Raw genomic sequence first — 21,127 nt, 5'->3', positions numbered from 1 at the left:
GCCGCTTACGCTCAAGTTTACATAACGCCGATGCTCGGGGCAAGCGGGAGCCCGGGCCGACGGGGGTGGGGCGCTAGCGCAGAGCGCGCTCCAGCCGCCACAGGACCTTGAACACCTGCGAGCGCCGGCGCAGCTGGTTGATGGACCCGGCGATGGTCAACTGACGCGCGGGGTCGTGGAAGAGCACCGAGCCTGTCGCCCCCGAGTGGCCGATGAGGGCCGGCATGGGCGAGAGCGGCGAGAACGCGCGGGGAAGCCGGTAGCGCATCGCGCCCAGCCCGTACTCGAGCGGGAAGAACAGGGGACGCCAGGTGCCGGTCGCCTGGTCCAGCAGCTGAGGGGAGAAGAGCCTGGCGCCCATGATGGCGTCGAGCAGATCGAGCTGATCCTCCGCTGTGGAGACCAGTCCGCCGTCGGCGCCGAAGGACGCCATCGCGTGGCGTAGCTCGAGCGGACCCTCGCCGTAGTGGATCGACTGGACCTGGTCGTACCGCGCGAGCGTGTCGGCGCTGTAGGCGTAGGTGTCCTCGAGTCCCAGCGGATCGCAGACCCGGCGGGCGACGGCATCCTCGAAGCTGCCGTCCTGGCCGTCGATGACCAGGTGGAGGAGCTGGTAGTTGGTGTCGGAGTAGAAGGCCCGGCCGTGGTCGCCCGGGTCGCGGTCGGGCGTGCGTCCGCGGACGATGTCGAGTGCCTCGGCATGGGTCCAGGCGAGGTCGCCGCGGAGCATCTCCTCGAAGATCGCACGCTGGCCCATCCGCGCGCCCTCGAAGTAATCCGCGATCCCCGAGGTGTGGCCCAGGAGGTGGCGCACGGTGACGAGTGCCGAGCGATCCACTCCTGCGCCGCCGTGCAGCCCGTCCATGGTGCCCTGTGGCAGCAGCGAGACGGCCGGTGTGTCGAGGTCGTAGCGAGACTCGTCGATGTGCTGGAGGACGATGGCTGCGGTGACGAGCTTGGTGACCGAGGCGACGAAGTACTGCTCCTTCGCGTCGGGGTGGAGCCAGGACCACTCGAAGCCAGGCATTCTCACGGCGAATCGCACGCCAGCGGCGTCGCGATGGGAGGCCGCCTTGGCGGCGATGCGGTCGAGGCGCGCGGTGGCGGCGGAGGCGTCCATGGGACGATCCTGCCCGGTACGAAAGGCGCCGCGCATCCGTCGCCAGGCCGATGCGCATCCTCCGATGAGGCGATTGGCGCAACAGCGGACCGATGGGCTATCATCGTGTCTCGGTTCGCCGCGGTGTTGGGCGGACAGCTAGGGCCCCGTTGTGTAGCGGCCTAGCACGCCGCCCTCTCAAGGCGGTAGCGCGGGTTCGAATCCCGTCGGGGCTACGAAATCAACTCCTCACCGGATCTCGGTGGGGAGTTCTTCGTTTCCGGGACGGTGTCGTCACAGGGGTGTCGCACGATCAGCCCGCCGGTGCTACCTTCGCCTGCAGTTGCGCGTGACGCGCACGTGACAGGAGAGGATCTCCCACGCGATGGCCCTGGGCGAGTACTTCGCATCGACGCTGATCGTCGCGCGCAAGGGTGCCACGTGGGCGTGGGAGCAGATCTATCGGGATCTCTACGGCCCCCTGTTCGGTTTCTTGCGCGGTGTCGGCCCGCCGGAGGAGGCCGAGGACCTGGTGTCCGAGACGTTCCTCAGCGTCGCGCGCGACATCCACGCCTTCGACGGCGACGAGGACGCGTTCCGGGCGTGGGTGTTCACGATCGCGCGCAGGCGAGCCGTGGACGCCTGGCGCTCCCGGGGCCGGACGGTGGAGATGGCGGATGGCGACCCGTTCGATCTAGGCGATCAGCGTGCGGGCGGCGATGTGGAGGCGGAGGCCCTGTCCAGCCTCGCGCTCATCGAGCTCAGCGCCGTGATCAAGAACCTCAGCGCGACGCAGCGCGAGGTGCTCATGCTTCGCGTCGTCGCCGACCTGTCCGTGAAGGACACCGCCGTCGCGATGGAGAAGTCCGAAGGCGCTGTACGCGTGCTCCAGAACCGCGCGATCACCGCGTTGCGGGCCTCTCTGGGGCGCGACCGCGCCCCGTCCCGAGACTGCGCGTAACCTTTTCCGGCCGGCAGACGATGTCCCGTATGAGATGAACGAGACACGCGAGTTCGACAGCCGCCAGATCGATGCGCTCCTGAGCGGGCGCGACGTCGCGGACGAGCGCTTGGCGCCGCTCGTTCCCACGATCAGCCGGATGCGCGCCACCGCCACTGCCGTCCCCTCGGACGCGCAGGTCGCGGCGGCCGCCGCCTCGATGGCCGCTGCGGTCCCAGCGGCGCCCTCGACCGGAGTCAAGCGATCACCGTGGCGACGCCGTGCCGCCGGCGCGGTCACTCTCGCCGCGCTGTTCGGCGCCGGTTTCGCGGGGGCTGCTGCAGCGGATGAGTCCGCGCCGGGCGACGCGCTCTACGGTCTCGATCGCGCTCTCGAGGCGGTGGGTGTCAACGCCGGTGGCGCGAGCGAGCGGCTCCTCGAGGTGCGCAGCCTCGTGGAGGACGGCGATGTCGAGGGCGCGCTCGAACACGCCGAGGACTCGCTCGACGGCGTCGACGGCGAGGCTGCTGAGGGCCTGCGCGTCGCGGCCGATGCGGTGCTGAGAACGGGCTCGGAGCAGTCCCAGCAGGTGCGCGAGCAGGTCGCCGCGATGCTGCTGTGGATGAGCGAGACGGATCTCGAAGGCAAGGACTTCGGTCAGGCGGTCTCTGAGAGGGCCCGCCTGATCGGACGTGGCGCCGATGCCGGCGAGGCGCCGGGGGCGAACGCCCCCGGTCGTCCCGGCGGCGCGGGCCAGCCCGACGCGCCAGGCGCACCGGACGAGGTGCCGGCGGACGGGGTGGAGAATGGATCTGCCCCTGAGAACCCAGGCAAGCCCGACGACGCAGGCAAGCCCGACGACGGCGTCGGACCCGGGGACGCGGGCAAGCCCGACGACGCAGGCAAGCCCGACGGCGCGGGCAAGCCCGACGGCGCGGGCAAGTCCGACGACGCAGGCAAGTCCGACGACGCAGGCAAGCCCGCCGGTGCTGGTGGCAAGGGTTCCTGAGCTCAGCCGCGCGGTGAGGGCTGAGCATCGACGAGCGCGTCGATGTCGCCTTGCGATGCGAGCCGGGAGCGCCACGTCGCGATGAGCTCGCGCGGCGGGTTGCCGCACGCAGGGTCCTCGGAGGGGCTGCGGGGCCTGCGCCTGGCCACCGCGTCGTAGACACGGTCGCGGAGCCCTCGCGGGGCCCAGCGGACGATCGCGCCGGCCCTCCACGGCCACCCAAGGCCACTGAGGACCTCCGCGACGGCATCGGACCGCACGCGCGGGCCGTGCACGGTGGCGACCACGAGGGTTGAGGCCGCGACCTCGGGTTCCAGGCCCATGGCGCTCAGAGCCGAGCGCCCTACCTCACCAGCGCTGCCGATGATGAGGAAGCTCGCGTCTGTGTCGTGCCGAATCAGCCACGCGACGAACCCGTTGCACAGGCCGCAGTCGCCGTCGAAGATCACGATCGATCGCGCCATGCTCTCCACGATATCTTGACGCCGGACTCTCGACTGGCACCTTCGACTGGCACCTCTCTTCGCCGCGCGCTATTGTTATCGGTTTTGATAATGATGGGATTAACCCGGCACGAGCCCCCGCAGGCATCTCTTGGGCGGGGGCATTCTGGACATTCCGCCCATCTGTGACACTGCTGGCTCGAACGCGGTTACCCCAGGGTGTATTCCGTGATCAATGCCACACCGTCGTTCTCTAGAAATTGTTGAAACTTCCACGTAACGTGATCCAGTCCGAGCGGCGATTCCGCGCGAACAATGGGAGGTCCCTCCACAGGGAGGGGCCTCTTCGCCTTTGCGCACGCATCCGCGAAGCGCTCACACAGCACGACGAACGACGGACTGAGGGCCGTCGATCCCTGGGAGGGACAACTATGGCAAACGCCAACGAGACCATGGCCACCGTGATGACGATCGAGGGCGCCACGGCGGCCGCTCTGGTCGACTACGACTCGGGCATGACGCTCGCCACTGCCGGTGGCGGAGTCGACCTTGACCTCGCTGCGGCGGGCAACACCGAGGTCGTCCGCTCCAAGATGCGCGTGATGGACTCGCTCGGGCTCGACGACAAGATCGAGGACATCCTCATCACGCTGGGCAAGCAGTTCCACCTCATCCGCCTGGTGACGTCGCCCTCGGGTCACGGACTGTTCATCTACCTGGTGCTGCAGCGCGACCGTGCGAACCTGGCCATGGCGCGCCGTCAGCTGCAGTCCGTCGAGCAGGCGCTCTCGATCTAGCTCACCTCTCCGACGCGGACGACTATGGTCGTCCGCTCGGGAGGTCCGCTCACATGGCAGACATCCTCAAACTCGTGGTCGCCGGGCCGTTCGGTTCGGGGAAGACCACCTTCGTCACCACCGCGTGCTCCGATGCGATCGGCGCCGAGCGCGCCGTCACCGACGCGACGTCGCGGCTCAAGGAGCAGACCACCGTCGCGATGGACCACGGCACCGCCCGCATCGCGGCGGATTCCGGCGAGCAGTTGATCACCCTGTTCGGCACGCCCGGGCAGGAGCGCTTCAGCTTCATGTGGCCCATGCTCGCCCAAGGCATGGCTGGCTACGTGCTCCTCGTGGACGCGAGTCGCCTCCAGGCCCAGGCACAGCTCAAGTCCATCGTGCGACGGTTCGCCGAGTTCGCGCCGAACGCGCCGTTCATCCTCGCGGCCAACCGCTGGGATCCGGCGCAGGTGAGCCGTGAGCAGCTGGCATCGTTCGTGGGAGTGCCGAGCGACCGGATCGTCGCGTGTGACCCCCGCAGCACGGACCAGGCTCATGCGGTGCTCGCACAGCTCCTGGGCGACATCGAGTCCCGGACCGTCGTCGGAGCGGGGGTGGCGGGCTCATGATCGTCCCCAAGCACGGGCTGATCTCCGCCGCGCGTCTGCGGCAGGAGGTGCACGGCATCACCCGCGTGATCATCGCCCGCACGGACGGCATCGCGCTTTACGACGACGTCCCGCTCAAGGAGCGCGACGGAGGAGCCGCGCTCACCGCAGCGCTCCTGGGTCTGGCCGCGACCGCGACGGCCGCGTTCGGCCTGGGCGCGGCGCGTGCATCCATGACCGTGGGCGAGGACGGGACCATCGTGTTCGCCGCCGTCGACGCAGGGCACGTGCTGGCCGTGATCCTCGACCCGGAGGGCGACCCGCTCGCCGCTGGCGAGGCAGTGCTGGTCGAGGCGGAACGCCTGCGGGCGCTGTCAGGAATGGCGCGCACCACGTGATCGCTCGCGACAGGTGCGCCGCGTTCGCCCGTGAGCTGCACGAGCATCCTGGCGTGCACCGAGTGATCTTCGCAGGCGCGGACGGCCTCGCCCACTACGACGACGCGCGGCTCGAGGACCGCGAGAGAGGGGCTGCCGCCGCCGCGACGCTCGCGGGCGTCGCAGGCCTCGTGGCCCAGAGCCTCGGTCTCGACGAGACCGAGGGCTCCGTGATCTACGGCACCTCGCGTCAGGTCATCACCCGTGCGGTGAGCGACGATCTGCTGCTCGTGGTCCTGGCAGATGCGGGAGAGCCGGGCAACGGCGTCTACCGCGAGGTGCGCCGTGTGAGTCGCGCGATCGCAGACGAGGGTCTGACCTTCTGAGCGGCGATCACCGCGCGAGGGCGTCGACGTCCTCGTCACTGTCGTCGAGCGCGGCGTCGAGCGCGGCCATCTCGCCGCTGAACTGCGCGCGCAGTCGAGCCTTCTGATCGTCATCGCAGAACGCTCCGTCGATCCCGGCCATCGCGATGCGCCTCGCGTCCGCCGCACCCAGTCCGAGCGCAGGCAGCGCCTCCCGGAACTCGCGGCCGACGTCCGTGCGGAAGAACAGCGCATCGTCCGTCGAGAAGGAGACGTTGAGGCCCGCGTCGATCATGCGGCGAATCCGGTGCTCGGAGTCGATCGTCCAGCCGGAGCAGATCGTCGTGGAGATGGGTGTGCATGCGAAGGGAATCTGCCGGTCGCGTGCCCGGGCGGTGAGATCGTGGTCCTCCACGATCATGTATCCGTGGTCCACGCGGTCCACCTCGAGCACGTCCATGGCGACGCGCACGTTCTCGGCGCTGTCCAGATGTCTCTCGCCGGCGTGCGCCGTGGTGCGCAGCCCCCCGGCTCGGGCGAGCGCGTATGCCTCGTGAAAGCGACCCGGATCCTCCGTGAGCTGGGGCGTGAGGTCGTCCTGGCCGATGGCCGCGACCTCGGGAAGCGGGTGCGCGAGCACCGTCTCGACCAGCTCCACGGCGGAGGCGGGGCTCTCGTGTCGACTGATCGCAACCACGATCCGGAAGCCCACGCCGAGGTCAGCCTCCGCGGCGCGCAGGCCGTCGATGATCGGCTCCAGGACCGTGCGGTACGCCAACCCTCGCGGCGCGAAGTACTGGGGGTTGATCGCGTACTCCCGGTAGCGCAGAGCCCCGGAGGCGACTGCGGCCCGCACGCCGTCGTAGGCGACCTGTGCGAAGTCCTGAGGATGAGTCATGACGCGATGGGCGGCACGAAAGGCCACCAGGAAGTCCGCCAGATCCTCGTAGTCGAACAGAGCCTGCGGGTCGGTGGTGGGCAGCTCGACGCCCTCGCGGTCAGCCAGCGAGATCAGGCGCGCGGCGTCCATGGTGGACGCGAAATGGCAGTGCAGCTCGGTCTTGGGCAGCAGGCGCAGGTACGTGTCGAGGTCCATGCCCTCACTCAACAGCAGGGACGTTGCGGCGCCATGACGGAGGTGTTGCCGTCGTGGTGCGCGCGCAGACGGGCCCGGCGCGTGATGCCCACGCGCCGGGCCCGGTCCTGGTCCGCCGTGTCAGCCGGTGGTGCAGGGCTGGCCGTTCAGCCAGAACTGCTCAGGTGGTGCATCGGCCAAGGTTCCCGGCTCGCCGATGAAGCCGATGGTGGTGCGCTGGCCCGGCTTGAGGACGCCGTTCCACCTCTTGCCCTCGGCACTCACCCATGCGCCGTCCTGGCTCCAGTCGGCGCTCCACGCCTGCTTCGAGACGGAGTCGTCGGCCGGATACGCCCACGTCAGCTCCCAGCCTTCGATGCGCTCGGCCGAGGTGTTCTCGATCCAGATCTGCGTGTTGTAGCCCCGAGGCCACGAGCCGTGGACGGTGTACGACACGGAACACGGCTCGACGACGGTCGCTGCCTGGCCATGGTCCGCCATCCACGATGCCACCCAGCTCAGCGCGGAGTTCCAGTTCACGGTGATCTCGTTGGTCGACCACGACTGGATGTGATCCACGTAGCACCACTGCGGCGCGCAGTCCCGGTCGGGGTAGAGGCCCGAGATGGTGGGATCCCAGGTGCCGTAGTCGGCGTTGGGTCCACCAGCCACCGAGCCCGACGGTGGGTTCGGAAGCGCCGCGTTGAGCTGGTTCGCGAACCAGCGGCTGTGCTGGTTCTGGCTGGTGACCTCGCCGTAGTCCGTGATGTACGACCAGTTGAGCGCATTGCGGCCCAACAGGTAGTCCATCGACTCGACCACTGCGTCCGCGTACGCGGTGTCTCCCGTGAGGTCGAACGCGGTGCCCAGGATCACCTGGTTGTTGAGCACCGCGGAGTTCGAGCCCCACTCGAAGCCGTCGTCCGCGAGGGCGAGGCCGAACTCCTGACCCTGCTGGGTGGCGAGCAGCTCGTCGGCACCGGCGATCACCTGATCGATGATGTCCGCCCGGTGGGCGTAGTCGTTCGGCACCGTCGCAAGGTCGATCTTCGCGAGCGCGGCGAGCGAGCCCCAGTAGAAGCCGTCCGCGACGTCGTCCGCGCCGTCGACGTCGGAGCCGGCCAGGAAGTCCTCGAACTCCTGTTCGCCCGTAGTGAGGAACAGCTCCGCCGCGGCCCAGTAGAACTCGTCGGAGACGTCGTCGTCGTCGTACGGCCCGCCGCCGTCCGCGCCGTCTGCGACCGGAGCGTACAGATCCGGAGTGCCGAGCGCCGCGTCCCACGTCGAGCGTGCCGTCGCGAGCAGCTCCGCTGAGAAGTCCTCGTCGTACGGGGCGAACAGGCGCGCACCCTGCGCGGCGGTCGCCGCCAGGTTGAGCGTCGCCGCCGTCGACGGACGGTGCAGCTCGCGCACCTGAGGATCGTTGACCGGCATCAGCGGCAGCCCCGTCCAGCCGTCGTCGTGGATCTTGTGGTGCACCATCCCCGCGAACTGGGCGCCCTCGGGCACCTGCATCGACATCATGAACTCGAGCTGCCAGCGGGCCTCATCGAGGACGTCGGGCACCTCGTTGCCGGTCTCCGGCAGGTTCAGGGTCGAATCGCCGAGGGCGCCAGCGTCCGCAGCCGCCGCCGTCTTGGTGCGCTCGTAGGTGCCCAGCAGCTGCGCGGTCGCGATGCCGCCGTTGACCACGTACTTGCCGTGGTCGCCCGCGTCGTACCAGCCGCCCACGACGTCGAGGGTGTAGTCGCAGCCCTCCCAGCCGTAGCCGTCCGTGTAGACCGCCGCCGCATCGGCTGCGTTCTGGCAAGGAACGTCGAGGTCGCCCTTGTTCGCGACGCCGTCCGCGGGCGAGGACACATGGCCGGCTGCGCGAGCGTACTCGTCTCCCACGATGTCACCGTCGATCTCGATGCCGGAGCGCGCCAGATAGAAGTAGTTCAGCGCGTCGTACCTCAGCTGCTGGTATGCATCGGTCCCGATCTCGAACTCGTAGGACTCCTCGCCGTCGGCGACGAGTGTGTAGGTGCCGGCTGCGGTCACGGAGGAGAAGTCGATCCCGTGCACGTTGAGCCCAGCCGATGCGTCAGTCCCCAGGGGCGAGGTGTCGCCTGATGCGACTGCCGAGCCCTCGCTCACCAGCTCCCAGGGAACCGGGTCGGTCGCCTCGGTGACGAGGGTCGCCTCCTTGGGGCCATGGGTGAGATATCCCACCTGGTTGACGCGGACGCGGGGGCCGGTCTCCGGCTCGTATGGCTCGACGGCCACGCCGCCCAGGTAGGACGCGTTGTCCAGGCAGAACTCCCACTCGAAGGCCGCTCCTCCCACCTGGAAGCCCAGGCGGGGATCCACGGGGTCGGCATTGGCCTGGTGGCCCGTCTCGTAGCGAGTCCACTCGTCGAGGTTTCCGGCGGCGATCTCCCCGTAGGAGGCGTACGCGCCGCCCTCCTGCTGGACGATCGCACGCACGGGGCCAGCAGCCTTGGCATCGAAGCTGAACGCGTAGTCGCCCGCCACCAGCGACAGGTCCTGGTAGATCGCGGCGTCCCAGGGGTTGGTGGTGCCCGCCGGGACCGTGGCGCAGAACACGCCGTCCTCGACGCGAGCGGTGCCATCGACGAAGCCGTAGGCAGTCCAGCCGTTCAGGCCGTCGTCGAACGTGCCATTGACCACCTGCTCGATCCCGGCCGATGCGACCGATACGTCGTCGATGCACACCGTGCGTGGCCCGTCGCTTGCCTCGCCCACGAAGACGATGAGCTTGGCCGGGTCGACGTCGGCGTCGACCGTAAAGGGGATCGACACCTCGGCGGTGCCGTCGACATCGATCTCCTGGCTCACGTGCTGGTCGGCGTCAGTGGGGCCGGACAGCTGCACGGGAACGGGACCGTCGGCGTGGATCGTCATCGTCAGCACGTTGTCGCCGGCCGCGATGGTGAAGCTGTCGTTGCCGATGCCGCCGTTGTAGAGGCCGGCGCCCGTGCTGTCGCCGCACAGCATGCCACTGTCGACATAGGGTTGGCCGCCCTCGCCGCCGCCCACGCCCCAGCCCCAGAAGCCGCCGTTGCCGTCCTCGAAGTCTGTGGGGGGAAGATCTGCTGATGCCGGTGTTGATGCCGCGAGGGCGATCAAGGCTGCGGTGGCCGCTGCTGCGGACGCGCGTCGCCAGGGAAGGTGTGCCACGGTGCTCTCCTTTGAGCCATCGTTGTCGCTGCCATGCCCCTCAGCTGGCGCTCGAGCGCGAAACGCTTCGATGCGTGTGTACGGAACGTAGCAAGAATCGTTTCGAGCCGCGAGCCGTGGAACGTTCACATCGCGAAGTCGGCGTTCTGCCTGGGCGGATGCCAGCGGCTGAGATCGTGCACAGCGCTGCGGGACAGGTGCTCAGGAGGGCGATGCGGCCTCCGCCTCGGCCTCCACCAGCAGGTGGCGGAGGTGCTCGCCCCAGCGGTGCGCGGCCTCCTCCTGGCCAGGCAGCAGCAGGGCGGCGGGCTCGGCGGAGCGTGTGGTCAGCGCGACGGTGAAGCCGCGCGGCTCGTCCAGCGCCGCCCAGCCGGCCTCCTCGAAGGCGCGGGCGATCCCACGCACGGCGCCACGGCCCAAGGGGCCTCGAATCCGCGTCTCGAACGCCGCGTACAGGCGCGGCCCCGCGGCCAGTCCCTCCAGCCAGTCGCGCAGCGGCGGATGTCCCAGGTCGGCACTCAGCCCATCGACGCCCTGGCGCTTGGCCGCTGCCGATGCGCGCGTGGTGTCGGTCGGAAGGCCCATGGCGTGGACAGGGGCACCAGCGACGACCAGCCGGCATGACCCGATCGCCGCGGGGGTGGCGGCATCCGTCGCGAGCGCTTGCGTTCCCCTGCCCAGGCCGGCCGCGATGGCGCGTGCGACGGTCGATGTGTTGCCCCACATCGACTCGTACACGACCACGGCGTCCATGACACCCGGTCTACGCCCGCGCGTGCGTGCGCGCGAGGGACCAAGGTCCCGCCGGCCACGGTGGGAGGGTCCGCGGCGTCCGTGCCCCCGCTCGCTCAGCCGCGCCGCGCCCAGCGTGAGAGGGGCGCTCACGCACCGCTTTGTGTCCCAGGCCGTGGGCTCGACGCCCATCTCACGGGAAGGAGGGGGAGGCGGTCAGTGCTCGGTGCGCCGCAACACGTCGCTCAGCTGACGAGCGGCGTCGGTGACGGCTGCGGCGTGGGCGCCGGCCGGGTGGGACGTGAGGCGCTCGATCGGCCCGGAGATGGACACCGCCGCGATGACCGTGCCCCCGGTTCCCCATACGGGTGCGGAGACGGAGGACACCCCGGCCTCGCGCTCGCCGGCGCTCTCGGCATAGCCGGATGCTCGCACGCTGTCGAGGTCGGCTGCCGTGAAGGTGGCGTGCGCCAGCGCCTGATGCATGCGAGCGGGCTCCTCCCATGCGAGGAGCACCTTGGCGGCGGAGCCGGCGGCCATCGTCATGGTGGTGCCCACCGGGATCGAATCGCGCAGCCCCACCGGTCGGTCCACGGCGGCGATGCAGATGCGCTGGTCCCCGTGCGGCCGGTACAGCTGGCTGGACTCGCCGGTGCGGTCGCGAAGGGTGGTGAGCACGGGCAGTGCGGCGGAGACCAGCCGGTCCTCGCCCACGGTCGCTGCGAGCTCGGAGAAGCGCCGTCCCAGGATGAACGCGCCGGTGGTGTCCCGGCCCACGAGGTGGTGGTGCTCGAGCGCCAGGGCGAGCCTGTGCACCGTGGGTCGCGCAAGATGGGTGGTGGAGACGAGCTCGGCCAGCGTGGCCGGGCCCTTCTCGAGGGCGCCGAGGATGGCCGCGGTCTTGTCAATGACACCGACGCCGCTATGATTGTCCATAGAGCGATACTAGCGTCTCAAAATGTGAGATGTCCATCTTGGAGGTAGACATGGGAACCACCCTGGCGGAGAAGCTGTGGTCCAGCCACCTAGTCCACGAGGGCGAGGACGGCGCGCCGGACCTCATCTACATCGACCTGCACATGTGCCACGAGGTGACCAGCCCCCAGGCCTTCGAGGGGCTGCGACTGGCCGGCCGCCAGGTGCGTCGCCCTGACCTCACCATCGCGACCGAGGACCACAACACCCCCACGCTGGACATCGACAAGCCCATCGCGGACCTCACCAGCCGCACCCAGATCGACACGCTGCGCAAGAACGCCGAGGAGTTCGGCATCCGCATCCACTCGTTGGGTGACGCGGACCAGGGCGTGGTCCACGTGGTGGGCCCCCAGCTGGGTCTCACCATGCCGGGCATGACCGTGGTGTGCGGCGACTCCCACACGTCGACCCACGGCGCCTTCGGAGCGCTCGCGTTCGGCATCGGCACCTCCGAGGTCGAGCATGTGCTCGCCACTCAGACCCTGCCGCTCAAGGCGTTCAAGACCATGGCCATCAACGTCGACGGCGAGCTCCCCGAGGGCACCACGGCGAAGGACATCATCCTCGCGGTGATCGCCAAGATCGGCACCGGCGGCGGCCAGGGCTACGTGCTCGAGTACCGCGGGGAGGCCATCCGGTCGCTCTCGATGGAAGCGCGCATGACCATCTGCAACATGTCCATCGAGGCGGGTGCCCGTGCGGGCCTGATCGCCCCTGACGAGACCACGTTCGAGTACGTCAAGGGACGCCCGCACGCTCCTGAGGGCGCGGACTGGGATGAGGCCGTCGAGTACTGGAAGACGCTCGTCACCGACGAGGACGCGACGTTCGATGCCGAGGTCAACCTCAACGCTGCGGACCTCGAGCCCTTCGTCACCTGGGGCACCAACCCCGGCCAGGGCCTGCCGCTCAGCGCCACCGTGCCCAACCCCGATGACATCGCGGACGCGGACGAGCGCGAGGCCGCCATCAACGCCCTGAAGTACATGGGGCTGACCCCGGGCACGCCCTTCAAGGAGATCCCGATCGACACGGTCTTCCTGGGCTCGTGCACCAACGGTCGCATCGAGGACCTGCGCGCCGCCGCGGCGATCATTCAGGGCCGGACCAAGGCGCCGAACACTCGCTTCCTGGTGGTGCCGGGATCCGCTCGCGTGCGCCTGCAGGCGGAGGCGGAGGGCCTGGACCAGGTCTTCATCGACTTCGGAGCCGAGTGGCGCAACGCCGGCTGCTCCATGTGCCTGGGCATGAACCCGGACCAGCTCGCCCCGCAGGAGCGCAGCGCGTCCACGTCCAACCGCAACTTCGAGGGACGCCAGGGCAAGGGCGGACGCACCCACCTGGTGTCCCCGCTGGTCGCCGCCGCCACCGCCGTGCGCGGCACCCTGTCCAGCCCCGCAGACCTGGAAGGTGCCGACGTCCTCGTCGGCGCCTCCGCGTAAGGAGAGCCGCCATGGAGAAGATCACCACCCACACCGGAGTGGGCGTCCCGCTGCGCCGCTCCAACGTCGACACGGACCAGATCATCCCCGCCGTCTACCTTAAGCGCGTCACCCGCACGGGCTTCGAGGACGCGCTGTTCGCCGCCTGGCGCGGTGATGAGGACTTCATCCTCAACCAGCCCGCGTACACCCACGGCTCGGTGCTGGTGGCCGGACCGGACTTCGGGACCGGCTCCTCGCGCGAGCACGCCGTGTGGGCGCTCAAGGACTACGGCTTCAAGGTGGTGCTGGCCAGCCGCTTCGCGGACATCTTCCGCGGCAACTCCGGCAAGCAGGGTCTGGTCGCGGGCGTCGTGAGCCAGGAGAACATCGAGCTGCTGTGGAAGCTGCTCGAGACCGAGCCCGGCAAGGAGATCACCGTCTCGCTCGAGGACCGCACGGTCACCTGCGGCGAGCTCACGGTCCCCTTCGAGATCGACGACTACGTGCGGTGGCGCCTGATGGAGGGCCTCGACGACATCGGGCTGACGCTCCAGAACGAGCAGGCCATCACCGACTTCGAGGCCACCCGCGGCTCGTGGCGTCCCACCACGCTTCCCGCCAAGACGGAGCCCAAGGTCGAGATCGAGGCCGCCAGGCCGGTGCAGTAGTCCATGGCTGACGGCGAGGCGGCCGCCCAGCGGCGCCGCATCGCCCGGCACCTGCCGCACCGGGCGGCCGCCGCTCTCGCGGTGCCGGCCATCGCGTCCAACGTGGCCGTGCCCCTCGCTGGCCTGGTCGACACCGCGGCGCTCGGTCACTTCGCCACCGCGACGGACCTCGGAGCGGTGGGACTCGGCGCGGCAGTGATCTCCACGCTCTTCTGGATCTTCTCGTTCCTGCGCGTGGGAACCACGTCTCTCGTGGGGCGCTCGCTCGGTCGCGGCGACCGCGCCGGAGCGGTGAGGCATATCCAGCGCGCCGCGGCACTCGCCGGTGCGATGGCGGCAGCCTGGCTCGTCCTGATGTGGGTGCTCGTGCCGGGCATCCTTCACCTGCTCGCCCCCGACGGCCCCGCTCGCGACGCGGCACTGGCCTACACGCTCATCCGCGGCCTGTCCCTGCCCGCGCTGCTGGTCACGCTCGTGGTGACCGGATACTTCATCGGCGCCAAGAACACGCGCATCCCACTGCTGATCGCCTCGACCCAGGCGGTCGCGAACATCGTCCTCGACCTGCTGCTCGTGGGCGGCTTCGGCATGGGCGCCGCCGGCGCCGCATGGGGGACCTTCGGCTCCGAATGGATAGGCGCCGCTCTCGCGGTCGCGATGTTGTGGCGTCACCTCGACGCGCGGCAGCGCGCGACCGTTCGGGACTGGCGCGACGCGACGCTGCGCACCGGCTGGAACGCCCTGCTGCGCTTCAATGGCGCACTCATGGCGCGCACCGCCCTGCTCACCGGGGTCGTGACGTTCGTCGCCTCGATCGGCGCGCACTTCGGGCCCGAGGTGCTGGCCGCCAACGCGATCATGCTGCAGATGATGCACGTCGCGTCCTACGCGCTCGACGGCTACGCGAACGCGGCGGAGACGCTGGTCGCGCATGCGGCTGGGGCGGGGGAGGTGCCGCAGTTCCACGCCGCCGTGATCGCCACCGCGATACCCATGGCCGCCATCGGGGTGATCCTGAGCTGCGCCTACTGGTTCGCGCGTTCCGGGATCCTCGACGCGCTGACGGACCTGCCTGGCGTGCAGTCGACGGCGCTCGAGTACTGGCCGTGGATCGCGCTGCTGCCCGTGCTCTCCTGGGGTGCGTATTGGCTCGATGGCGTGTTCCTGGGCGCGGGTCAGTCGCCCCTGATGCTGGGCGCGATGGCGCTGTCCGTGCTCGGAGTGTTCGTGCCGGTGATCCTGTGGGGCACTCAGCAGCCGGGCGGGCTCACCAACGCCACCGTGTGGACGGCCTTCGTGGCCCTCAACGTCGTGAGGGTGGTGACGCTCGGCGCCGTGTATTCGCGCCTGACCAGCACTGTCGCCCGGGCGGCGTGATCGCGCGCACGCGGCGACATGCCATGCTCAGGGGATGAGCGCATCGGCCCCCGCCCCTACCGTGCCGCGTCTGGGACCCGATGCTCTGACCGTGGCGAGGGTCGGCGCGGCCGCACTCGTGTGCGGAGCCGCGGTGCTGCTGTTCGCCGTCCACGTGCGCCCGCTGGGATATCTGCCGCTCGTGCTGGGCCTTGCGCTCGCCTTCGCGGTGGACCGCGCTCTCGCGAAGGACCTGCTGCTGATCGCGACCGGCCAGCTCATCATCTCCGCGATCTCCCTCGAGGCGGACCTGTCCGACTCAGGGATCGCGAAGTTCGCCGTCGCGCTGAGCCTCGCCGTGCTGGTGCCGTGGGCTCTCGCTCGGTACTGGCTGAAGCATGACGCGGTGAAGTTCCCCATGTTCACCGGGCGCCGCTGGTCGCGGGCGCAGTGGATCTACCTGGGCGTCGTGATCCTCGCCGGCTACCTGATCCTGCCGTTCTACTTCATCGGCTCCGGCGCCTACCAGAACTGGCCGGAGATCACGGGCGCCAACGAGATCGCCCGGCTATTCGTGGGCGTCAACGCCGTGGGGATCTGGGACGAGCTGTTCTTCATCTGCACCGTGTTCGCCCTCCTCATGCGTCACTTCCCGATGTGGCTCGCGAACGTGCTGCAGGCCACCGTGTTCGTGTCCTTCCTCTGGGAGCTGGGCTACCGCGAATGGGGCCCGCTGCTGACCATCCCGTTCGCTCTGGTGCAGGCGTGGATCTTCTCGCGGTTCAAGTCCCTGCCATACGTCCTCGCGGTGCACCTGCTCTTCGATGCCGTCGTGTTCGCCGTGCTCGTGCATGCGCACCACCCGGACCTGTTCGACATCTTCATCACCGTGCCCGGGCAGTAGTCACGAGCTCAGCCACTCGCGCGTCCCGAAGCTCGCCAGGGCCGGGGCCACCGCACGGGCGGACCACGCGAGATCCTCGGCGAGGCGCGCATCGTCCAGCCCCAGGCTGGCGATCCGGAAGGCGAGCGATCCGTGGAAGAAGTCTCCCGCTCCCAGCGTGTCGACGGCGTCGACCGGCTCGACCGCGACCTCCCCGCCGCCACCGAGGACGTGCCACAGCAGCGGCCTCTCACCACGGGTGATGACCGCGCGCTGGACGCCCAGCGACGCGAGCCAGGCGAAGACATCCGCCGGATCGCTCGAGCCGCCTGGAGCAGAGAGGTCCGTGGACGCGATCACGAGATCGCATTCGCGCGCCACGAGCTCCGTGTGCGGCTTGAGGCTCCCGGCGTCCATCAGCACGGGGATGGCCGATGCTCGCGCGGCACGGGCGAGGGGGATGGCGATCTCGGGGTGATAGCCGTCGACCAGGACGGCGCGCACGCCGTCCAGTGCCGGCGGCGCCACCTCGTGGCGATCGGCGCGAGTCGCCGATGCGCTGGGGGAGACCACGGCCCTCTCGCCGGTGCCGCGCGTCACCAGGATCGACGCTGTCACGGGTGCGCCGTCGGCGCCTCCCGCGTCCGCCAGCTCCACGCCGCACCCGGCGAGGTCCGCGCGGATGATCCCCGAGAGCGGGTGATCCGGCAGCCGCGTGTGCAGCGTGGGCGATCCGCCGAGGTGGGCGAACGCGACGGCGGCGTTCGTGGCAGGGCCACCGGCCGCGACGGCGAAGTCCAGCGCCACGACCTTCTCGTTGGCACCGGGAAGGCGCTCCACCTGCTGGATCACGTCCAGCGTGGTCAGGCCTGCGAACAGGGCGCGAGGTGCGGACGATGGCATGAGGACATCGTGGCACGTGAGCATGACGTGCCTCGTCGAGCGCGGTCGCGCTCAGCGCACGAGCATGACGTGCCTACGTTGGGCGACGTCGGGGCGGCAGGTGCGGGGCACGGGGGCGGCCGGGGCGCGAATGCGGGCTCTCAGGCGCGCATGGGGGAAGATGGTCCCCATGACCGATTCCATTCGTGTGCACGGCGGTGTGCCCCTGCGCGGCGAGATCAGCGTGCGCGGCGCCAAGAACTTCGTGTCGAAGGCCATGGTCGCCGCGTTGCTGGGCTCGACCCCGTCGACGCTACGCAACGTGCCTGACATCCGGGACGTCAACGTCGTCTCCGAGCTGCTGCGCCTGCACGGCGCGGCCGTCGACTACGACGTCGAGAGCGGTGTGCTGCACGCGGACACGTCGCAGCTGCAGTCCGCCGATGCGCTGCAGATCGCGACGCACGCGGGCTCGAGCCGCATCCCCATCCTGCTGTGCGGGCCGCTGCTGCACCGCCTGGGCGAGGCGGTCATCCCCGACCTGGGAGGGTGCCGGATCGGTGACCGGCCCATCGACTTCCACCTCGAGATCCTCCGCAAGTTCGGCGCGCAGGTGCAGCAGGCCGGCGACGGCCTGCACCTGACCGCCCCGGACGGCCTGCACGGCATCAAGCACACCCTGGACTACCCGTCGGTGGGCGCGACCGAGCAGCTGCTGCTCACGGCCGTGCTCGCACAGGGAATCACGCGGCTGGACAACGCCGCCGTCGAGCCCGAGATCAAGGACCTCATCGACACGCTGCAGAAGATGGGCGCGATCATCTCCGTCGACACGGACCGGTCCATCACGATCGAGGGCGTCGAGCGACTGGGCGGCTACGACCACACCTCGCTCGCCGACCGCATCGAGGTGGGTTCGTGGGCATCGGCGGCTCTCGCGACCGGCGGGGACATCCTGGTGCACGGCGCTCAGCAGCGCACCATGGGCATGTTCCTCAACGTCTTCCGGAAGGTGGGCGGCGAGTTCGAGGTGACCCAGCAGGGCATCCGGTTCTGGCACCCCGGCGGCGACCTCAACTCGATCCCGTTGCAGACGGACGTGCACCCCGCCTTCATGACGGACTGGCAGCAGCCGCTGGTGGTCGCGCTCACCCAGGCCAAGGGCCTGTCGATCGTGCACGAGACCGTCTACGAGAACCGGTTCGGCTTCACCGAGGCGCTCGTCAAGATGGGGGCGCACGTGCAGCTGTACCGCGAGTGCCTGGGCGACAACCAGTGCCGGTTCGGTCAGCGCAACTTCCTGCACAGCGCCGTGATCTCCGGCCCCACCCCGCTGAAGGCGGCGGACATCGAGGTGCCGGACCTGCGCGGAGGCTTCTCGCACCTGATCGCCGCGCTGGCGGCCGAGGGCACCTCGACCGTGTCCGGGATCGGGATCATCGACCGCGGCTACGAGTCCTTCCGCGACAAGCTCGCCGCGCTCGGCGCAGCGGTCGAGTAGGCCATGGCGCCCAGGATTCCCGGGGGCTTCCGCGCTGCCGCGGTCCTCGTCAAGCCCCCTCTGCTCGCCGTCACGCGGCGCGTGTGGTCAGGTGCCGAGCACCTGCCCACGGACCGCGGCTTCATCGCTGTCTCCAACCATGCCTCGTACGCCGATCCCTTCACCTTCGCGCACTTCCTGTACGACCACGGCTTCGCGCCCCACTTCCTTGCGAAGGCCTCGCTCTTCGACATCCCCGTGGCCGGCCGCGCTCTCCAGGGCCTCGATCAGGTGCCCGTGCATCGCGGCAGCGCGCGGGCGCGGGACGCGGTCGACGCGGCGGTCACGCTGCTGCGCCGCGGCGACTCGATCGCCGTGTTCCCCGAGGGCACTCTCACCCGCGATCCCGAGCTGTGGCCCATGGTGGCGCGCACGGGCGCCGCGCGCATGGCTCTCGAGAACGACGTGCCGGTGATCCCCGTCGCCCAATGGGGCGCGCACGAGCTGCTCCCGCCGTACTCGAAGAAGGTCAACCTGTTCCCGCGCAAGACGGTGACGGTGATGGCCGGTCCGCCCGTCGATCTCGAGGAGTTCCGTGGACGTGACCTCGACATCCAGGTGCTGCGCTCGGCGACCGACAGGATCATGGCTACGCTGACTTCCATGCTCGAGGAGATCCGTGGCGAGAAGGCGCCCGCGAAGCCGTGGGACTCGCGGCGCGAGGGCGGCGGCCGATGACGCGGGCGGCCGTGCTGGGTGCCGGCGCCTGGGGAACCACGTTCGCCGCGGTCCTCGCCGATGCCGGCACCGAGGTCGCCCTGTGGGGCCGCGACGAGGACGTCGCAGCGCAGATCAACGCCGAGCGACGCAACGAGCGATTCCTGCCCGGGATGGACCTTCCCGAGGGCATCCATGCCACCGCCGATGCGCGCGAGGCGCTGTCGGGAGTGGACGTGGTCGCGGTCGCGCTGCCCGCGCAGAAGGTGCGCGGGATCATCGGTCCGTTGGCCGACGCCGTGCCGGATGGGGCGGTGGTCGCGTCGCTCATGAAGGGCATCGAGGTCGGCACCCATGCGCGCATGAGCGACGTCCTGCGGGACGTGTGGGAGCTGTCCGCCGAACGCACCCTGGTGGTGTCGGGCCCCAACCTGGCACGCGAGATCGCCGTCAAGCAGCCCACCGCGACCGTGGTAGCCGGCACGGACTCGAGCGCCGCGGAGATGCTGGCCGCAGCGACGGCGTCCTCCTACTTCCGGCCCTACACGAACCCCGACGTCGTGGGCGTCGAGCTGTGCGGCGCGTTCAAGAACGTCATCGCCGTGGGCGTGGGAGTCACGGATGGGCTGGGCTTCGGCCACAACACCACCGCGACGGTGATCACGCGAGGACTGGCGGAGATCACTCGTCTGGGCGTGGCGCTCGGAGCGCACCCGGACACGTTCTCCGGGCTGGCCGGGATGGGCGACCTGATCGCGACCTGCGCGTCGCCGCTGTCACGCAACCACACCTTGGGCGCGCACATCGGTCGTGGCCTGAGCCTCGAGGAGGCGATCGAGCGCACCGGCGGCACGGCCGAGGGAGTGCAGACATCGCTGTCGATCCAGGAGCTCGCACGGGAGCATGACGTGGACGTGCCCATCTGTGACGCCGTGGTCGCGATGCTCCACCGCGGCGAGCCCATCAAGGAGCTCCTCACGCAGCTGCTGTCGCGGCCGCGCAAGGCGGAGCTGACCTAGCGTGGACGGAGCAGGCAAGCCCACCGTCGCCGTCGTGTTCGGCGGGCGATCGTCGGAGCATGGGGTCTCCTGCGCCACGGCCGGGGGAGTGCTGGGCGCGATCGACCGGACGCGCTGGAACGTGGTCGCGGTGGGCATCACGGACCAGGGCCGATGGGTCCCGGTCTCCGCAGCCGCCGAGCAGTGGCTGCTGCGTGATGGCGCCCTGCCTCACGTCGCGCACGATGAGCGCACCGTGCTGCCTCCGCGCGACGCGGCCGAGCGCACGTGGCGAGTACTTGGCGCGGACGGGTCCGTCGAGCCGCTCGCGGACGTCGACGTGGTGTTCCCGCTGCTGCACGGACCCTTTGGCGAGGACGGCACCATCCAGGGCGCTCTCGAGCTGGTCGATGTGCGCTACGTGGGCGCGGGCGTGCTCGCGTCTGCGATCGGCATGGACAAGCAGTACATGAAGACCGCGCTGCGAGGAGCCGGCCTGCCCGTCACTCCCGACGTGGTCCTCCAGCCGGGAGAGAGCGCCGATGCGCGCCGGGCCGAGCTCGAGGGTCTGGGGCTTCCGGTGTTCGTCAAGCCCGCGCGCGCGGGATCGAGCATGGGCATCACCAAGGTCACCGACTGGAGTGCGCTGGACACCGCACTGGCCGCGGCGGTCAAGCACGATCCCAAGGTCCTGATCGAGCGTGCCGTCGTGGGACGCGAGATCGAGACGGCGGTGCTGTCGACGCCGGACGGCATCGTGGCGTCGCCAGCGGGCGAGATCGTCACGCGCGGCGACCACGACTTCTACGACTTCGACGCGAAGTACTTCGACGAGGCCGCGGTGGACCTGCGGTGCCCCACCGAACTGCCGGACGATGTCGCGACCGTGGTGTCGGACATCGCCGTGCGCGCGTTCCGGGCCGTGGGAGCGGAGTCGCTCGCGCGCGTCGACGTGTTCGTGGGCGAGGACGGCACGGTGACGGTGAACGAGATCAACACCATGCCGGGATTCACGTCGACGAGCATGTACCCGCGCATGTGGGCTGCAGCCGGTCTCGCCTATCCGGCTCTCGTCGAGGCGCTGCTCCAGGGCGCGCTCGCGCGGTCCACCGGCCTGCGCTGACGGCCGGC

The 21,127-nt window shown here is 69.9% G+C and carries 21 protein-coding genes and 1 tRNA gene; 15 read left to right on the top strand and 7 right to left on the bottom strand.

The genetic code is table 11. The features are described 5' to 3' along the window. Window positions 1-73 precede the first annotated feature (73 nt). Window positions 74-1,120 carry a serine hydrolase domain-containing protein gene (locus tag Dac01nite_RS09570; protein WP_203656351.1) on the bottom strand — a complete coding sequence of 349 codons (1,047 nt, stop codon included), beginning with the start codon at window positions 1,118-1,120 and terminating at the stop codon, window positions 74-76. Window positions 1,121-1,262: 142 nt separating this feature from the next. Here Dac01nite_RS09570 and Dac01nite_RS09565 point away from each other — a divergent pair. The 3 genes from Dac01nite_RS09565 to Dac01nite_RS09555 all read left to right on the top strand — a co-directional run bounded on the left by Dac01nite_RS09565 (window position 1,263) and on the right by Dac01nite_RS09555 (window position 3,048). After that, a tRNA-Glu gene (locus Dac01nite_RS09565) sits at window positions 1,263-1,335 on the top strand. Between the two features lie 149 nt (window positions 1,336-1,484). Next, window positions 1,485-2,060, top strand: coding sequence for an RNA polymerase sigma factor (locus tag Dac01nite_RS09560; protein WP_203656350.1), 576 nt, complete (start codon window positions 1,485-1,487; stop codon window positions 2,058-2,060). Between the two features lie 34 nt (window positions 2,061-2,094). Continuing rightward, complete coding sequence (locus Dac01nite_RS09555) at window positions 2,095-3,048, top strand: hypothetical protein (RefSeq protein WP_203656349.1); 954 nt, start codon at window positions 2,095-2,097, stop codon at window positions 3,046-3,048. A gap of 2 nt (window positions 3,049-3,050) precedes the next feature. Here the strand turns inward: Dac01nite_RS09555 and Dac01nite_RS09550 are convergent, their stop codons facing one another. Beyond that, the gene (locus Dac01nite_RS09550) at window positions 3,051-3,512 is read right to left on the bottom strand and encodes a thiol-disulfide oxidoreductase DCC family protein (protein ID WP_203656348.1); all 462 of its coding nucleotides are present in this window, start codon (window positions 3,510-3,512) and stop codon (window positions 3,051-3,053) included. A gap of 410 nt (window positions 3,513-3,922) precedes the next feature. Between Dac01nite_RS09550 and Dac01nite_RS09545 the strand changes: the two genes are divergently transcribed. From Dac01nite_RS09545 to Dac01nite_RS09530, 4 genes are read left to right on the top strand one after another with little or no spacing between them, the layout of a single operon-like run. Next, window positions 3,923-4,288, top strand: a complete 366-nt coding sequence (locus Dac01nite_RS09545) for a hypothetical protein (protein ID WP_203656347.1) — start codon at window positions 3,923-3,925, stop codon at window positions 4,286-4,288. 53 nt (window positions 4,289-4,341) lie between these two features. Continuing rightward, window positions 4,342-4,899, top strand: a complete 558-nt coding sequence (locus tag Dac01nite_RS09540) for a GTP-binding protein (protein WP_203656346.1) — start codon at window positions 4,342-4,344, stop codon at window positions 4,897-4,899. Next, window positions 4,896-5,276 carry a roadblock/LC7 domain-containing protein gene (locus Dac01nite_RS09535; protein ID WP_203656344.1) on the top strand — a complete coding sequence of 127 codons (381 nt, stop codon included), beginning with the start codon at window positions 4,896-4,898 and terminating at the stop codon, window positions 5,274-5,276. The genes Dac01nite_RS09540 and Dac01nite_RS09535 overlap by 4 nt, the downstream gene beginning before the upstream one ends. Then, window positions 5,273-5,641 carry a roadblock/LC7 domain-containing protein gene (locus tag Dac01nite_RS09530; RefSeq protein ID WP_275404546.1) on the top strand — a complete coding sequence of 123 codons (369 nt, stop codon included), beginning with the start codon at window positions 5,273-5,275 and terminating at the stop codon, window positions 5,639-5,641. Before Dac01nite_RS09535 ends, Dac01nite_RS09530 begins: the two co-directional genes overlap by 4 nt. A 7-nt stretch (window positions 5,642-5,648) precedes the next feature. Here Dac01nite_RS09530 and add read toward each other — a convergent pair whose 3' ends face one another. The 4 genes from add to Dac01nite_RS09510 form a co-directional block, all read right to left on the bottom strand. Next, complete coding sequence (gene add / locus Dac01nite_RS09525; RefSeq protein ID WP_203656337.1) at window positions 5,649-6,716, bottom strand: adenosine deaminase; 1,068 nt, start codon at window positions 6,714-6,716, stop codon at window positions 5,649-5,651. Window positions 6,717-6,836: 120 nt separating this feature from the next. Further along, entirely contained in the window at window positions 6,837-9,878 is a 3,042-nt protein-coding gene (locus Dac01nite_RS09520; RefSeq protein WP_203656335.1) for a glycoside hydrolase family 9 protein, read from the bottom strand. A gap of 201 nt (window positions 9,879-10,079) precedes the next feature. Beyond that, entirely contained in the window at window positions 10,080-10,631 is a 552-nt protein-coding gene (locus tag Dac01nite_RS09515) for an NADPH-dependent FMN reductase family protein (protein ID WP_203656334.1), read from the bottom strand. Between the two features lie 195 nt (window positions 10,632-10,826). Then, window positions 10,827-11,546 carry an IclR family transcriptional regulator gene (locus Dac01nite_RS09510; protein ID WP_203656333.1) on the bottom strand — a complete coding sequence of 240 codons (720 nt, stop codon included), beginning with the start codon at window positions 11,544-11,546 and terminating at the stop codon, window positions 10,827-10,829. A 50-nt stretch (window positions 11,547-11,596) separates the two neighbouring features. On the opposite strand from Dac01nite_RS09510, the gene leuC reads away from it, so the two are divergent. From leuC to Dac01nite_RS09490, 4 genes are read left to right on the top strand one after another with little or no spacing between them, the layout of a single operon-like run. Next, the gene (leuC, locus tag Dac01nite_RS09505; protein ID WP_203656332.1) at window positions 11,597-13,030 is read left to right on the top strand and encodes a 3-isopropylmalate dehydratase large subunit; all 1,434 of its coding nucleotides are present in this window, start codon (window positions 11,597-11,599) and stop codon (window positions 13,028-13,030) included. An 11-nt stretch (window positions 13,031-13,041) separates the two neighbouring features. Then, window positions 13,042-13,680: a 3-isopropylmalate dehydratase small subunit gene (gene leuD, locus Dac01nite_RS09500; protein WP_203656331.1), complete on the top strand. Its 639-nt coding sequence runs from the start codon at window positions 13,042-13,044 to the stop codon at window positions 13,678-13,680. 3 nt (window positions 13,681-13,683) lie between these two features. After that, the gene (locus Dac01nite_RS09495; RefSeq protein WP_203656330.1) at window positions 13,684-15,057 is read left to right on the top strand and encodes an MATE family efflux transporter; all 1,374 of its coding nucleotides are present in this window, start codon (window positions 13,684-13,686) and stop codon (window positions 15,055-15,057) included. Window positions 15,058-15,091: 34 nt separating this feature from the next. Then, the gene (locus Dac01nite_RS09490) at window positions 15,092-15,940 is read left to right on the top strand and encodes a CPBP family glutamic-type intramembrane protease (RefSeq protein WP_203656329.1); all 849 of its coding nucleotides are present in this window, start codon (window positions 15,092-15,094) and stop codon (window positions 15,938-15,940) included. Here the strand turns inward: Dac01nite_RS09490 and Dac01nite_RS09485 are convergent, their stop codons facing one another. Then, window positions 15,941-16,822, bottom strand: coding sequence for a PfkB family carbohydrate kinase (locus tag Dac01nite_RS09485; RefSeq protein WP_203656327.1), 882 nt, complete (start codon window positions 16,820-16,822; stop codon window positions 15,941-15,943). It abuts the gene before it with no gap. A gap of 169 nt (window positions 16,823-16,991) precedes the next feature. Here Dac01nite_RS09485 and murA point away from each other — a divergent pair, with 169 nt between their 5' ends. Genes murA through Dac01nite_RS09465 form a run of 4 tightly spaced genes read left to right on the top strand, consistent with a single transcriptional unit; the run spans window position 16,992 to window position 21,119 of the window. Continuing rightward, on the top strand, window positions 16,992-18,302 hold the full coding sequence (gene murA / locus Dac01nite_RS09480; protein ID WP_203656325.1) for a UDP-N-acetylglucosamine 1-carboxyvinyltransferase: 1,311 nt from the start codon (window positions 16,992-16,994) through the stop codon (window positions 18,300-18,302). Window positions 18,303-18,305: 3 nt separating this feature from the next. Further along, window positions 18,306-19,019 carry a lysophospholipid acyltransferase family protein gene (locus Dac01nite_RS09475; RefSeq protein ID WP_203656321.1) on the top strand — a complete coding sequence of 238 codons (714 nt, stop codon included), beginning with the start codon at window positions 18,306-18,308 and terminating at the stop codon, window positions 19,017-19,019. Continuing rightward, a complete protein-coding gene (locus Dac01nite_RS09470) occupies window positions 19,016-20,017 on the top strand; it encodes an NAD(P)H-dependent glycerol-3-phosphate dehydrogenase (protein ID WP_203656320.1) in 1,002 nt (333 codons plus the stop codon). The genes Dac01nite_RS09475 and Dac01nite_RS09470 overlap by 4 nt, the downstream gene beginning before the upstream one ends. A gap of 1 nt (window position 20,018) precedes the next feature. Next, window positions 20,019-21,119, top strand: coding sequence for a D-alanine--D-alanine ligase family protein (locus Dac01nite_RS09465; RefSeq protein ID WP_203656313.1), 1,101 nt, complete (start codon window positions 20,019-20,021; stop codon window positions 21,117-21,119). Window positions 21,120-21,127: the final 8 nt, after the last annotated feature.

It is taken from the genome of Demequina activiva (assembly GCF_016862815.1).
Taxonomy (GTDB): domain Bacteria; phylum Actinomycetota; class Actinomycetes; order Actinomycetales; family Demequinaceae; genus Demequina; species Demequina activiva.
Note: the sequence above shows the minus strand (reverse complement) of the source record. Positions and strands in the feature narration are given on the sequence as shown.